The sequence below is a fragment of the Burkholderia sp. LS-044 genome (assembly GCF_004803625.1).
GTDB lineage: Bacteria > Pseudomonadota > Gammaproteobacteria > Burkholderiales > Burkholderiaceae > Burkholderia > Burkholderia cepacia.
In genome coordinates, this window is record NZ_SSWO01000001.1 from 699,144 (window position 1) to 713,958 (window position 14,815).

10 protein-coding genes and 1 tRNA gene are annotated in these 14,815 nt (G+C 65.1%); 3 read left to right on the plus strand and 8 right to left on the minus strand.

Annotated elements, in window-relative coordinates:
* The first annotated feature begins 278 nt into the window (after positions 1-278).
* Complete coding sequence (locus tag E9536_RS03135; RefSeq protein WP_059693972.1) at positions 279-2,111, plus strand: S53 family peptidase; 1,833 nt, start codon at positions 279-281, stop codon at positions 2,109-2,111.
* A 364-nt stretch (positions 2,112-2,475) separates the two neighbouring features.
* Here E9536_RS03135 and E9536_RS03140 read toward each other — a convergent pair whose 3' ends face one another.
* Positions 2,476-3,126 (minus strand): pyridoxamine 5'-phosphate oxidase family protein, encoded by a 651-nt coding sequence (locus E9536_RS03140; RefSeq protein WP_136469260.1) that lies wholly within the window; start codon positions 3,124-3,126, stop codon positions 2,476-2,478.
* Positions 3,127-3,439: 313 nt separating this feature from the next.
* Between E9536_RS03140 and E9536_RS03145 the strand changes: the two genes are divergently transcribed.
* Positions 3,440-4,906: a PLP-dependent aminotransferase family protein gene (locus E9536_RS03145; RefSeq protein WP_136469261.1), complete on the plus strand. Its 1,467-nt coding sequence runs from the start codon at positions 3,440-3,442 to the stop codon at positions 4,904-4,906.
* A gap of 22 nt (positions 4,907-4,928) precedes the next feature.
* On the opposite strand, the gene E9536_RS03150 is transcribed toward E9536_RS03145, so the two are convergent.
* From E9536_RS03150 to E9536_RS03180, 7 genes are all read right to left on the minus strand, one after another.
* The gene (locus E9536_RS03150) at positions 4,929-6,479 is read right to left on the minus strand and encodes a phospholipase D family protein (RefSeq protein ID WP_059693970.1); all 1,551 of its coding nucleotides are present in this window, start codon (positions 6,477-6,479) and stop codon (positions 4,929-4,931) included.
* Positions 6,480-6,732: 253 nt separating this feature from the next.
* A tRNA-Ile gene (locus E9536_RS03155) sits at positions 6,733-6,808 on the minus strand.
* 129 nt (positions 6,809-6,937) lie between these two features.
* The gene (gene rpoD / locus E9536_RS03160) at positions 6,938-9,361 is read right to left on the minus strand and encodes an RNA polymerase sigma factor RpoD (RefSeq protein ID WP_081064669.1); all 2,424 of its coding nucleotides are present in this window, start codon (positions 9,359-9,361) and stop codon (positions 6,938-6,940) included.
* Between the two features lie 88 nt (positions 9,362-9,449).
* Entirely contained in the window at positions 9,450-11,327 is a 1,878-nt protein-coding gene (gene dnaG / locus E9536_RS03165; RefSeq protein WP_059694334.1) for a DNA primase, read from the minus strand.
* Between the two features lie 70 nt (positions 11,328-11,397).
* Positions 11,398-11,844, minus strand: a complete 447-nt coding sequence (locus tag E9536_RS03170; RefSeq protein WP_021160855.1) for a GatB/YqeY domain-containing protein — start codon at positions 11,842-11,844, stop codon at positions 11,398-11,400.
* 210 nt (positions 11,845-12,054) lie between these two features.
* The gene (gene rpsU / locus E9536_RS03175) at positions 12,055-12,267 is read right to left on the minus strand and encodes a 30S ribosomal protein S21 (protein ID WP_006479415.1); all 213 of its coding nucleotides are present in this window, start codon (positions 12,265-12,267) and stop codon (positions 12,055-12,057) included.
* 106 nt (positions 12,268-12,373) lie between these two features.
* The gene (locus E9536_RS03180; RefSeq protein ID WP_060083411.1) at positions 12,374-13,594 is read right to left on the minus strand and encodes an NAD(P)/FAD-dependent oxidoreductase; all 1,221 of its coding nucleotides are present in this window, start codon (positions 13,592-13,594) and stop codon (positions 12,374-12,376) included.
* Between the two features lie 130 nt (positions 13,595-13,724).
* Here E9536_RS03180 and tsaD point away from each other — a divergent pair, with 130 nt between their 5' ends.
* Positions 13,725-14,765 carry a tRNA (adenosine(37)-N6)-threonylcarbamoyltransferase complex transferase subunit TsaD gene (tsaD, locus tag E9536_RS03185; protein ID WP_136469262.1) on the plus strand — a complete coding sequence of 347 codons (1,041 nt, stop codon included), beginning with the start codon at positions 13,725-13,727 and terminating at the stop codon, positions 14,763-14,765.
* The last annotated feature ends 50 nt before the right edge of the window (positions 14,766-14,815 follow it).

Sequence of the window (14,815 nt, forward strand, 5' to 3'; positions counted from 1 at the left end):
AGGATCGAATCAAATGAGAAGGACAACGAAACTGTTGCTCTAGCAATCCCGCCCGCGCCCAGTCCGCGCGACTGCGCCGTATCGCGACGCAGCCCTCTCGCTACCGCATTTTCCGAATTTCGCCCCCGGAGAAAAAACACCTTTCCGGATCGGGCGAAAGGCCCTGTCGCGTCCGCGCCATCCGCACGCATGCGACAGAAATCGGCGGTGCACGATCCGCGCCGCTGTCGACCGTTGTTGTTCGTGCCGTTCGATGTTCAACCGGAGGGGTAATTCAAATGAATCAGGTTGCAGACAAGAATCAAAAGCACAATCGCTTCATCAAGCTCGCCTTCGCCGCCGCGGCAGCCGCATCGTTCGGCATCGCGACCGTCCACGCCGCGCCCGCGGCCGGCTGGACGGAAACGCGCACCAAGGGCTTCCTGCCGCTCGTGCAGCAGAACGAAGCCGGTACGGCCGGCGCGCCTGCCGCAAGCACGGCCGCCGCTGCCACGGCAGCCATCGAGATGGCACCCGGCGAATCGGTGGACATCGTGCTCGGGCTGAACCTGCGCAACGAAGCACAGCTCGACCAATACCTGCACGACCTGCATACGCCCGGCTCGCCGCACTACCGGCAGTTCCTCACGCCGGCGCAGTTCGCCGCGCAATATGCGCCGACCGACCAGCAGGTCGCCTCGGTCGTCGCGCACCTGCGCAAGGAAGGCTTCGTGAACATCGTGGTCGCACCGAACCGCCTGCTGGTATCCGCGTCCGGCACCGCGGCGACCATCAAGTCCGCGTTCCGCACGACGCTCAAGCGCTTCACGCGCAACGGCCGCAGCGTCTATGCGAATACCGACGCCGCGCAAGTGCCGAACGCGATCGGCGGCGTCGTGGGCGCGGTGCTGGGCCTGCAGAACGTCGAACTGATGCACACGGGCGCGGGCAGCAAGCCGCAAGGCAACACCAGCAACCTGACGATTCCGGCCGGCGCATCGGCGGTGCCGCACAACCCGACCGAGTTCTCGTCGATCTACGGCGGCAACGGTACGCCGACGGCCTCGCAGACCACCGTCGGCATCATCTCCGAAGGCGACCTGTCGCAGACGGTGAGCGACCTCAACACGTTCGCCGCAAACAACAGCCTCGGCACGATCAGCAGCAGCATCGTGAAGACGGGCCCGTCCGGCAGCTCATACACCGATACCGACGGCACCGTCGAATGGAACCTCGACAGCCAGTCGATCGTCGGCGCGGCCGGCGGCAGCGTGAAGCAGGTCGTGTTCTACGTCGCACCGTCGATGACGCTCACGGCGATCACCGCCGCATACAACAAGGCCGTGACCGACAACGTCGCGAAGGTAATCAACGTGTCGCTCGGCGTGTGCGAATCGTCCGCGAACAGCACCGGCTCGCAGGCAACCGACGACACCATCTTCAAGCAGGCGATCGCGCAGGGGCAAACCTTCTCGGTATCCGCCGGCGACCACGGTGCATACGAATGCGCGGGTGGCACGCCGTCGCGCTCGACCTACACGGTGAGCGAGCCGGCAACGTCGCCGTACGTGATCGCAGTGGGCGGCACGACGCTGTTCACCAATACGTCGACCAACGCTTACAACAGCGAGATCGTCTGGAACGATCCGAGCTGGCAGCCGGGCACCGTGTGGTCGACGGGCGGCGGGTACAGCAAGTACGAAGCCGCGCCGTCGTGGCAATCGTCGAGCCTCACGGGATCGACCAAGCGCGCGCTGCCCGACGTCGGCTTCGATGCCGACCTGCGCACCGGCGCGATTCTCGTCGTGAACGGCCAGACCTCCGACACGCTGTGGGGCTCGGGCTACCTGAACAACGAAGGCGGCACGAGCCTCGCCGCACCGATCTTCACGGGCATCTGGGCGCGGCTGCAGTCCGCTAACAACAATGCGCTCGGGTTCCCCGCGTCGAGCCTCTACAAGTACTTCCCGAGCAACGCGGCGCTGCTGCACGATGTCACGTCCGGCAACAACGGCAGCGGCACCTACGGCTACAAGGCGAAGGCCGGCTGGGACGCGACGACGGGCTTCGGCAGCGTGAACATCTCGAAGCTGAACGCGTTCATCCAGAGCACGCCGGATTTCGCACGCTGATGAACCGATGACCGCCCCGGTTCCGCGTGTGCTCCGAGGCGCACGCATGGAACCGGATGCGGTCGTTCAAATCACCCGCGATGACCGCCAGGCCGTCGCGGGTTTTTTTGCGTTCCGCGCAATCTCGCGGGGCAGCAGCCGGTGCGACGACGCACTCGCCGGCCTTTCAATCGTTGCGCAAGCGACTTTAACGTCCAATACCCGTGCATGAGCATCGCACCGAGTGAAACGCACCCCGCCACGGCAGCGCGGTATTCGCGCTGCCTGCCGACGAAACGCGCGTCGTGCCGCCATGCGACGCGAGCACGACTCAAACGCCGTACCCCGCCGTCTTCCACGAAGCCGCGCGGCCTTGCCGCACAACTCACTCGGCCCAGTTCCGGACGTAGTCCGGCACCGGCATGTTGCCGTCGGCATGAACCGGTGCGCCGCGCGTCGTCTTCAGCGGCAGGATCCCCGTCCAGACAGCAAGCGCGAGATCTTCATCCTTGTCGGAAGGCAGCGAATCGCTGACTTTCACCGCCGCTTCCGCAAGGGCAATCCGCAGCACGCTGGTCGCATTGATTTCCTTCTCGTTGCCGGGCCGCGCGTCATGCTTGCGACCGGGTGCGATCTTGTCCATCAACGCATCCAGCGCCGCCAGCTTGTCGTCACGGCTCTCCACGACGTCGAACCGCCCGTAGATCACCGCGGATCGATAATTCATCGAATGGTTGAAGGCCGACCTGGCCAGCACGAGCCCGTCCAGCAACGTAATCGCGACGGAGGCCGGCGCGCCCGCCGACAGCGCCTTGATCATCCGGCTACCGTTGGACCCGTGAATATAGAGGTCATCGCCCCGTCTCCAGTGCGCGGTCGGGATGCAATGCGTGTCGTCGCCTGCACCGAACGCGATGTGGCAGACGTAGGCTTCGTCCACGATGCGATGAAGCATCGTGCGATCGCGATTCGCCAATTCCGGCAGGCGGCGAATGGTGGTGCGGGGTGTGGAAGCGATGACGGTCTGGTCTTTCATGTTTCGTTTTCCTGTTCGCGCGCCCTTGCGCACATCGAGCGACCCGCGTTCCGGCAGGGCTCAATGATCCGCCCGGAATATATTTGTACTGCGAATTTAATCGAATTGAACACGTGCGACTTCCACGCCTGAACGACCGATCGATCGCCCCATCGACAGCCGCGCTTCAAATCGATCAAAATATGCGCGTGCCGCAATCGGGGACGATCGCCGGAAGGCCCCGCGCACCGGCCGGCACCGCGAGAACTGAACGATACGATGCGCGCCGAATCTTCAAAAGAACCAGCTCACCGAAAAATTCTGGAACCAGCCCATGGATCTCGCGCTGCTCATCTCGTCGCTTTCCAGACAGGAGGGCACGACGCGCCACAGCCAGCAGGAAGCCCTCTACCGGAGCCTGCGCAACATGCTGCTGGACGGGCACATCCCGTCCGGCACTCGGCTCGTGTCGACCCGCGTGCTCGCGGCGGAATTGGGCATCGCGCGTAATTCGGCCGTCTATGCGTACGAGCGACTTGCCGAGGAAGGCTTCGTGGCGGCCACGCGCAACGGTACGATCACGCGCTGGGACGGATGCGGCCGTTCGAGCACCGGGCTCGAGAGCGGGCCGGCCACGGTTCGCTTGTCCGAGCGCGTGCACGGGCTGGAGAACGCCGATCCCGAACCCGAACGCATGCTGCCGTTCGTCCCCGGTCTTCCGTCGCTCGATGAATTCCCGGTTGCCCAATGGCGCCGTTGCATCGAGCGCGCATGGAAAGTCATCAAGCCCGCGCAGCTCGCATACGGTCCGGTCGAAGGGCTGCCCGAATTGCGACATGCCGTGGCGGCCTACATCCGCGTCTCGCGAGGCGTGCGCTGCGAAACAGGCCAGGTATTCATCACCGACGGCACGCAAGGCAGCCTCGAACTGTGTGCGCGCATGCTGGCGAATCCCGGCGAACCCGGCTGGCTCGAGAACCCCTGCTACAACGGCGCCCGTACCGCATTCCGCTCGACCGGCCTCGATATCGTGCCGATCGAGGTCGACCGCGAAGGAATGGCGCCCACCGACGAACAGTGGCGCTCCCGGCCACCCCGGCTGATCTATACGACGCCATCGCATCAATACCCGCTCGGCGCGCTGATGAGCCCCCGGCGGCGAGCGGCGATCGTCGAGCACGCACGTGCGTGCGGTGCGTGGATCATCGAGGACGACTACGACAGCGAGTTCCGCCACGACGGCCAGCCGCTGCCCGCGATCCAGGGCCTGCATGCCGACGCACCGGTCTGCTATCTCGGCACCTTCAGCAAGACGATGTTTCCCGCCCTTCGGCTCGGCTTCATGGTGGTTCCGCCGGTTCTGGTCGAACGCTTCACCCGGACGCTGCGCGAACTCGTTCATCGCGGCCACTCGGCCGATCAACTCGCGATGGCCGAGTTCATCGACACCGGCCTCTTTGCGCGGCACCTGCGCAAGATGAGGGCGCTGTATGCCGAGCGGCGGAACAACCTGGAAACGGCACTCGCCCGCCACCTCGGCACCGCGCTGTGCGTTCGGGAAAGCCCGGGCGGCATGCATCTGTCGGCGGACCTCGCGCTCCCGCTGCGCGATACCGACGTCGCCCGCGCCGCAGCCGCGCGTGGCCTGCTGCTTCAGCCGCTGAGCAGCTACCGGGTCGGCGACGGCCGGCCGTACAACGGCTTCGTGCTGGGATACTCCGGGCTGAGCGATACGACGATCGAGACCGCGACGATGCAGCTCGCTGCCGTCATCGACGCGCAGGGCTGCACGCGCGGCTGAGCGTCACACGCGGCATCGTCGCTTACAGTTGCGACTCCAGCGGAAACAGCCCGAGAAACCAGACTTCCATCCGCCGCCCGGCCGACACTTCCGGTTCGTGATCGAGCTCGGTGACCTTCCCGTTCGAATCGGTCTGAATCCACTTGAGCTGCCCCTTGCCCGCCGCATCGGTCCTCGGCTCGACGCGCCACGCGATTAGATCGAGCCGCGCTTCCAGATCGTTCGCCACCTGCGACGCAATCGCCGGGCTCTCGCAGTAAACGCCGATCTCCGTATTGAGGTTCAGCGAACGCGGATCGAGATTCATCGATCCGATGAAAATGCTCTTGTGGTCGAACACGTAGGTCTTCGCATGCAGCGACGCACGCGACGATCCGATGATGACCTGCTTCGAGATGCTCTTGTCGCCCGACGGCCGCCGTTCGTAAAGCCGCACGCCGGCTGCCACGAGATCGCTCCGGTAATGCCGGTAGCCCGCATGCACGGCCGCCACGTCGGTCGACGCGAGCGAGTTGGTCAGCACCGTGACGCGCACGCCGCGCGCCGTGAGCGCGCGCAGCCGCTCGACGACATCCTTGCCCGGCACGAAATACGGCGACACGATCAGCAGGTCATGTTCGGGCTGCAACGCGAGCGCCCGCAATTGCGGCATCAAATGCCCGTCGCTGTCCTTCGGCGCGTGCGCGATCTTCGACGGATCGTCGTACAGCACCGTTGCGCGGCCCCATGACAGTTCCGTGCCCTGCCCGTGAACGATCCGGTCGAGTCGCTGCCTGGCCTCGAGCACGTACGGATTGTCCTCCATGGCCCTCAGGTAGTCGCGCAACCGTTCACGCTCGCGGTCCAGCCCGCCCGGTGCCGCCTCGTGCCCGACCAGCGCGCTGATCGGATACGCGTACGGGGAATTCCAGAACGTGTCGAATTCGGTCGAGATGTCCTTCACGACCGGGCCGTGGACGACGACATCGAGATCGCCGAACTCCAGCATCGACGATGCGCCGAAATACTCGTCGCCGATATTGCGGCCGCCGATGATCGCCGCCTGGTTGTCCGCGATCATCGCCTTGTTGTGCATGCGCCGGTTGACGCGCGCGAACTCGAACACCGTGCCGATCTTCTTGAACCGCCGCGTGGCGACCGGATTGAACAGCCGGATCTCGATGTTCGGGTGCGAACTGATCTCGAGCAGCTTGCGGTCGTCCGCGTTCGTGCCGAGATCGTCGAGCAGCGCACGGACGCGGACGCCGCGATCCGCCGCGCGAATGATCGCATCGGCCAGTTCGTGCCCGGTCAGGTCGTCGTGCCAGATGTAGTACTGAAGGTCCAGCGAGCGATCGGCGCGGTCGGCGAGCAACACGCGCGCATCCAGCGCGTCGACCGGATCGGTCAGCAGGTGAAACGCGTCCTGCCCGGGATGGGCGCTGGCTTGCTGCCGGAACGCTACGCCCAGCCGCGTGTTGTCCGTATCGGTATACGCGTGCGTCGGCGCGCGATCGGCCTGCGGCGGCAGGCTCGCGCATGCGACGAGCGCCAGCAACGAAAGAATCGCACCCCACGAACGCAGCATGGTCATGATTGCCGTCCCGCTCCCGGCCGAAGTCTGTTTGTTCTCGCCGCCGGATGGATCGCGGGGCTGCCTGGTTTTCGTTCGGCCGTACCTGGTGTCGCGTGTGGAACGGCCGCGCTACAGCATACTTCGATTGACAGCGGCGCGGCACCCTCTCGGTACTTTCCTGATCGCGGCACGCGTCCATACAAAGAAAAACCCGCGATGCATGAAGCCATCGCGGGTTTTCGGCATGCGGCGCGAGCGCGCGCATGAAATCTGGTGGGCCCGGCGGGGTTCGAACCCGCGACCAATCGATTATGAGTCGACTGCTCTAACCGCTGAGCTACAAGCCCTGAAAAGAATCGAAGCGTGTCACACGCTGCCCCGGCAAAGAAGCCGGGCCGGCATTGTAACAACAAAGGAGACAAACGCCACCGGCATCACGCGGATACCGGCGGCGTTCGCAGGAGAGACGCTGGAAATCAGTTCCCTTCGAGGAACGACTTCAGCTTGTCGGAACGGCTCGGGTGACGCAGCTTGCGCAGCGCCTTGGCCTCGATCTGACGGATCCGTTCACGCGTGACGTCGAACTGCTTGCCGACTTCCTCGAGCGTGTGATCGGTGCTCATCTCGATACCGAAGCGCATCCGCAGCACCTTCGCCTCGCGCGGCGTCAGCGAATCGAGCACGTCCTTCACGACGTCGCGCATGCTCGCATGCAGCGCGGCATCCGCCGGCGCGACCGTGTTGGTGTCCTCGATGAAGTCGCCGAGATGGGAATCGTCGTCGTCACCGATCGGCGTTTCCATCGAGATCGGCTCCTTCGCGATCTTCATGATCTTGCGGATCTTGTCTTCCGGCATCTCCATCTTCTCGGCGAGCGTTGCCGGATCCGGCTCGAGACCGGTTTCCTGCAGGATCTGCCGCGAGATGCGGTTCATCTTGTTGATCGTCTCGATCATGTGAACCGGAATACGGATCGTGCGCGCCTGGTCCGCGATCGAGCGCGTGATGGCCTGGCGGATCCACCACGTCGCATAGGTCGAGAACTTGTAGCCGCGACGGTATTCGAACTTGTCCACCGCCTTCATCAGGCCGATGTTGCCTTCCTGGATCAGGTCGAGGAACTGCAGGCCGCGGTTCGTGTACTTCTTCGCGATCGAGATCACGAGACGCAGGTTGGCCTCGGTCATTTCGCGCTTCGCCTGGCGCGCCTTCAGTTCGCCGGCCGCCATCTGGCGGTTGGTTTCCTTCAGGTCCTTCAGCGGCAGCACGACACGCGCCTGCAGGTCGAGCAGGCGCTGCTGCTGTTCGCGGATCGCCGGAACGTTACGCGACAGCACCGCGCTGTACGAATGGCCTTCGGCCATGATCTTCTCGGCCCAGTCGAGGTCGGTTTCGCTGCCCGGGAAGCGCGCGATGAATTCCGAACGCGGCATGCCGCACTTGTCGACGACGATGTGCAGGATCTGGCGTTCGACCTGACGCACTTCGTCCACCTGCGCACGCAGCGTGTCGCACAGGCGTTCAACGGTACGCGCGGTGAAGCGGATCGTCATCAGTTCGGTCTGGATCGTTTCCTGCGCCTTCAGGTAGGCCTTCGACTTGTAGCCTTCCTTTTCGAACGCGCGGCGCATCTTGTCGAACCACTCGCTGATCTGCGAGAACTTCTCGAGCGACGCACGCTTGAGGGCTTCGAGCTGGGCGGCGTTGGCCGATGCCTGTGCGGCACCGTCGTCTTCCTCCTCTTCCTCTTCTTCCTCTTCCTCTTCGGCTTCCTCGTCCTCGTTCTCGATGGCTTCCGCTTCCTTCGCGGAGAAGCCGTCGGTATCGGCGGAGTCCGAAGCATTCGGATCGAGCAGGCCGTCGACGAGCTCGTCGACGCGGATCTCTTCGTTCGCGACGCGTTCGGCCATCGCGAGGATGTCGGCGATCGTCGTCGGGCACGCGGAGATGGCCATCACCATGTGGCGCAGGCCGTCCTCGATCCGCTTCGCGATCTCGATTTCGCCTTCACGCGTGAGCAGTTCGACCGTGCCCATTTCGCGCATGTACATCCGGACCGGATCGGTCGTGCGGCCGAATTCCGAATCGACGGTGGACAGCGCGACTTCCGCTTCCTCTTCGACTTCATCGTCCGACGACGCGGCGGGCGCGTTGTCGTTCAGGAGCAGCGTTTCCGCGTCCGGCGCCTGCTCGTAGACCGCCACGCCCATGTCGTTGAACGTGCCGATGATGCCTTCGAGGGCTTCGGTCTCGGTGAAGTTGTCCGGCAGGTGGTCGTTGATTTCGGCGTACGTGAGGAAGCCGCGCTCCTTGCCGAGCTTGATCAGCGCGCGCAGCTTCACGCGGCGCTCTTCGAGCTCCTCGGCCGTACCCGGCGTGCTCGTCGCGAACGCTTCCTTCAGCAGCGCCTTTTCCTTGGCGCGACGGTCGCGCACCTTGGATTTGCCCGGTGCAGCCGCTGCTGCTGCTGCGGGCTGCTCGTCGCTCTGATTTGCGTCGTCTTCGACGGATACTTCGTTCAGCTTTTTGGTCATGGAGTTCGCCGTACCGGCTATATCGACTCGCGGCTGCTGGACGACAGCCGGTTGAACCGTGGGTGCATGAGTAGTACGTACTGCCGTTTCGTCCGCGGCGGCAGTCGTGTCCCTTGCGCTTTTCGCACTTGCCCGCTTCGCCGCCGGCTTGGCCGGCCCGGAGTCGGGTCTGGCGGCAGCCCGTGTTCTGGCTGCCGGCGCCGGCGCAGCCTGAGCAGTGCCGGCCGCGGTTTTTTTTCCTGCTGGGGCTGACGTGGCTGAAGACGTTGTCCTGGTGGAAGAAGCAGACTTGGCCGCTGTGACCTTCTTGGTCGGCTCCGTCGAGCCCTTGCCTGTTGCTTTCTTTCCGCCTGTCGTCTTTGCCATCGCGATTCTCGCCTCTGCTTAGAAAACAAACCGCTGGAAACCTTATATTATAGCACGCTGGGGAACCCTCTCTAAGCTCCCCGGCCGCCTACAGCCCGAGCCGACGCTTCATGTCGGTTCGCTGCTGGTTCAATTCCGTCAATTCGGCCAATTCCTCGGGTGTGAAGGTGGATTGCCGCGCCAGCCTGTCAAGCCGGTCGCAGCAAGCGTCGTAACGCATCTTGAGCACCGCGGCCTGCAACTCCTCCCCCGCGATCCGTTCCTGCTCACGCTGCCGCTCGGGCACCGTCTCGTCTTCCGGATTCTGTAACAGCAAATCGCGGACGTTTTCATCATAGTCCAGAATTTCGCGGAAGATTTCCTCGTAAGTCGCTCCATTCGAGGACGTCCGCAGGACATCGGAAAGCAGCCGGAACTCTGCGCCGTCGCCCAGCGCGCGGGCATGATCGACGACCTCCGCGAACAGTTCGCCGATGCGCGGCAACGCACGCAGGGTCGCAAGCTGTTCATCGTCGAGCTGGGACGCGATGCGCGGATGCATCACCAGCGTGCGCAACGCACGCTTTTCGCTGTCCGTCACGCGGCGCCGCTCGCTGCGTGCAGGCGCCTGGCGCGGCGGTGCCGCGATCCGCGTATCGACATCGGACAGCCCCGCAACCTCTTCGAACGGGATATCGAGGCGGTCGGCGAACATGTGCATGATCTGCGCGCGCAACGCGTTCGCGGGCAGCGCCTGCAACATCGGCTTCGCATCGAACAGCGCCTTCGCACGGCCTTCCGGCTGATCGAGCGCCTTGCCGGCAATTGCTTCGTTCAGCAGAAATTGCGACAGCGGCATCGCGCGCTCGACCTGTTCGGAGAACGCATCCGCGCCGAATTCGCGCACGTAGCTGTCCGGATCGTGCTCGGCCGGCAAAAATAGGAACCGGATCGTACGGTTGTCGCCGGCATGCGGCAGGCATGCCTCGAGCGCGCGCCGGGCTGCCCGCCGTCCTGCCGAATCGCCGTCGAAACTGAAAATGACCGTATCGGTCTGGCGCAGCAGCTTCTGCACGTGAATCGGCGTACACGCTGTGCCGAGTGTCGCAACCGCGTTCGGGAACCCGAGCTGCGCGAGCGCGACGACGTCCATGTAGCCTTCGACGACCAGCACGTACTTGCGCTCGCGAATCGCGAGCCGCGCCTCGAACAGGCCGTACAACTCGCTCCCTTTGTTGAACAACGGGGTTTCAGGCGAGTTCAGGTACTTCGGCTCGCCGCTGCCGAGCACGCGGCCGCCGAAGCCGATCACCTGTCCCTTCACATTGCGGATCGGGAACATGATCCGCTCGCGGAACCGATCGTAGCGGCGCGCGACGCCCTGCGCATCGGTCTTCTCGCTGACGATCACGAGCCCCGACTCGACGAGCGACTCGTCGCGATAGTCGGGGAACGCAGCTTCGAGGTTCTGCCAGCCGTCCGGCGCATAGCCGAGCCCGAAGCGTGCGGCGATCTCGCCGGTCAGGCCCCGGTTTTTCAGGTACTGGATCGCGACGGTCGCGCCACGCAACTGCTTGCGGTAGTAGTCGCACGCGGCGGTCATTGCATCGGACAGCGCGGTCGCAACCGATTTCGACACCGGCGCCGGATAGTCGCCGCCACCGCCACCCCCACCGCCGCCGCCACGCATCGACGGCTCGTGCGGCACGGTCAGGCCGACCGACTGCGCGAGCTCCTGCACGGCTTCCGGGAACGTGAGCCCCGCGTGTTCCATCAGGAAGCCGATCGCCGTGCCGTGGGCGCCGCAGCCGAAGCAGTGATAGAACTGCTTGGTCGGGCTGACCGTAAACGACGGGCTTTTCTCGTTATGGAACGGGCACAGCCCCATGAAGTTGGCGCCGCCCTTCTTGAGCTGCACGTACCGGCCCACCACGTCGACGATATCGACGCGGTTCAGCAAATCCTGCAGGAACGAATGCGGAATCACCGTGGGATCGAGCGAAAAAAGACAATACGACACCCCGGCGCACGCACCGCGCGCACCGGGGAAACGGGTGTTACTTCGAGAGCGCGGCCTTGACCAGTGCGGAAATGGCCGTCATGTCGGCACGGCCCGCGAGCTTGCCCTTCAGGACGCCCATCACCTTGCCCATGTCCTGCGGGCCCGCGGCGCCCGTCTGCGCGACCGCGGCCTGGACTTCGGCGGCCACCTCGGCCTCCGACAGCTGCTCGGGCATGTAGCCGCTCAGCACGACCAGCTCCGCCTGCTCCTTCGCGACGAGGTCGTCACGGCCGGCGGCCTGGAACTGGCTGATCGAATCCTTGCGCTGCTTGATCATCTTGTCGATCACGGCCGTGATGCCCGCGTCGTCGAGGGTGATCTGATCGTCGACTTCGCGCTGCTTGATCGCGGCCATCAGCAAGCGAATCGTTGCCAGGCGCTCGCTTTCCTTCGCGCGCATCGCGGCCTTCATGTCTTCGCTGATCTGCTCTTTCAAACTCATCTTTCACCCAGGAAGGAAACGTGAATCCGACGCCCGCCATACGGGCGTCAACACAAAAACCCGCTTGGGACTGTGTCTCAAGCGGGTTGCTCGAATCCGGCATCGGCGGCTCGCCCGATCGGTCGCACGATCATGCTCGATCTTCCGCGATCGCCCGATCGCACGGAGTCGCCGGTGCGCCGCTCAGCGAACCGCGCGGCGCCCAATCGTTCAGTACAGCTTCTTCGGCAGCGTCTGGCTGCGGATACGCTTGTAATGACGCTTCACCGCTGCCGCCTTCTTGCGCTTGCGCTCCGCGGTCGGCTTCTCGTAAAACTCGCGCGCGCGAAGTTCGGTCAACAGCCCGTTCTTCTCGATCGTGCGCTTGAAGCGACGCATTGCAACTTCGAACGGCTCGTTCTCTTTAACGCGAATGATCGTCATGATCCGACACGAATAAAGGTTTGCAGGGAAAGACTACCGAGTATAGCAGAGCGATTGCCCAAAGGCACGGGGCCTGGTCCCGCCAAAACGGCGTCGGCCCGGCATGTCAGGCGCCACGCGAATACTCCGCGGCAGCCTGCCCGGCCGCCGTGCCGGACGCCCACGCCCACTGGAAGTTGTAGCCGCCGAGCCAGCCCGTCACGTCCACCGCCTCGCCGACGAAAAACAGCCCCGGCACACGCGTGCTCATCATCGTCGCCGACGACAGGTCGCGCGTATCGACCCCGCCCTTCGTCACTTCGGCTTTCTTGTAGCCCTCGGTGCCGTTCGGCGTCAGCGTCCAGCCGGACAGCGCGTCGCCGATCTGGCGCAGCGTCTTGTCGGGCAGGTCCGCGAGCCGCGCGTCGGCTGCAACGCGATGCGTGTCGAGCCACGCATGCGCGAGGCGCGACGGCACCCAGTCCGCGAGCAGCGAACCGATCTGGCGCTTCGACGTGCGCTTCGCGTCGAGCAGGTCGGCTACCGTATCGCGTTGCGGCAACAGGTCGACGCGGATCGGGTCGCCCGGCTGCCAGTAACTCGAAATCTGCAGGATCCCTGGCCCGGACAGGCCGCGATGGGTCAGTAACAGGTCCTCGACGAATTCTCCGCCGCGCTTCTTGTCGCCGGTCGATACACGCACTTCGAGCGATACACCGGACAACGCCGCAAACGGCTCCCAGTCCTGCTGCGCGAACGTCAGCGGCACGAGCGCGGGCCGCGTGTCGATCAGCTTATGGCCGAACTGCTTGGCGAGCCGGTAACCGAAGTCGGTCGCGCCGATTTTCGGAATCGACAGGCCGCCGGTCGCGATGATCAGTGCACGCGCGCCGATCGTCCCCGCCTGCTGCGTGTCGAGCGCGAAGCCGTCGGCCGGCGCGTGGCGCACCTCGTCGACGACGACGGGCCTGCGCCACGCGATGCCGCCCGCGTCGCACTCGTGCTTCAGCACGTCGATGATCGCGTCGCTGCCGTGGTCGCAAAAGAGCTGGCCCTTGTGCTTTTCGTGCCAGGTCACATGATGGCGCTTGAGCAGCCCGAGGAAGTCGCGCGGCGTATAGCGCGCCAGCGCCGAGCGCGCGAAATGCGGATTCGCCGACAGATAGTTGTCGGGGCCTGCGTAAAGATTCGTGAAGTTGCAGCGGCCGCCGCCCGAGATGCGGATCTTCTCTGCGAGCCGCGGCGCGTGGTCGATCAGCACGACGCGGCGGCCGAGCTGCCCGGCAACCGCGGCGCTCATCATCCCGGCGGCGCCCGCGCCGATCACGGCGATGTCATAAGTTTCCATGGCGCGGATTGTACCCGCCCGGCCTCCGGCCCGGGCTGCCTGCGGCGGCGACCTGCCCCCGCCTGCTATAATTTCCGGTTACGTTGACCTTCCCGCGGCGCGCTCGATACGGCGCGCCCTGCCCGCACCCATGCTCGTTCTCGGCATCGAAAGCTCCTGTGACGAAACCGGCCTCGCGCTCTACGACACGCAGCGCGGCCTGCTCGCGCACGCGCTCCATTCGCAGATCGCGATGCACCGCGAGTACGGCGGCGTCGTGCCCGAGCTCGCATCACGCGACCACATCCGCCGTGCGCTGCCGCTACTCGAGGAAGTGATGGCGCAAAGCGGCACGCGCCGCGACGACATCGACGCGATCGCGTTCACCCAGGGCCCCGGCCTCGCGGGCGCGCTGCTGGTCGGTGCGAGCATCGCGAATGCGCTCGCGCTTGCCTGGAACAAGCCGACCGTCGGCATCCATCACCTCGAAGGCCACCTGCTGTCGCCGCTGCTCGTCGACGAGCCGCCGCCGTTCCCGTTCGTCGCACTGCTGGTGTCCGGCGGCCACACGCAACTGATGCGCGTGACCGACGTCGGCGCGTACGAGACGCTCGGCGAAACGCTCGACGACGCGGCCGGCGAAGCATTCGACAAGACGGCCAAGCTGATCGGCCTCGGCTACCCGGGCGGCCCGGAAGTCTCGAAGCTCGCCGAAACCGGCACGCCGGGTGCGGTCGTGCTGCCGCGCCCGATGCTGCATTCGGGCGATCTCGACTTCAGCTTCAGCGGCCTGAAGACGGCCGTGCTCACACAGATGAAGAAATTCGAAGCGGCGAAGCTGGAGGGCGAAGCGCTCGAACGCGCGAAGGCCGACCTCGCGCGCGGCTTCGTCGACGCGGCCGTCGACGTGCTCGTCGCGAAGTCGCTCGCCGCGCTGAAGAAGACGAAGCTCAAGCGCCTCGTGGTCGCGGGCGGCGTCGGCGCGAACCGCCAGTTGCGCGCCGCGCTGTCGGCCGCCGCGACCAAGCGCGGCTTCGACGTGCACTACCCCGACCTCGCGCTCTGCACCGACAACGGCGCAATGATCGCGCTCGCGGGCGCCTTGCGGCTCGGCCGCTGGCCCGAGCAGGCGAATGCCGACTACGCCTTCACGGTGAAGCCGCGCTGGGATCTCGCGTCGCTCGCACGCTGAGCGACGCCCCGCGACACAACGCCACACCGACAAACGAAAAGGCCGCTCAT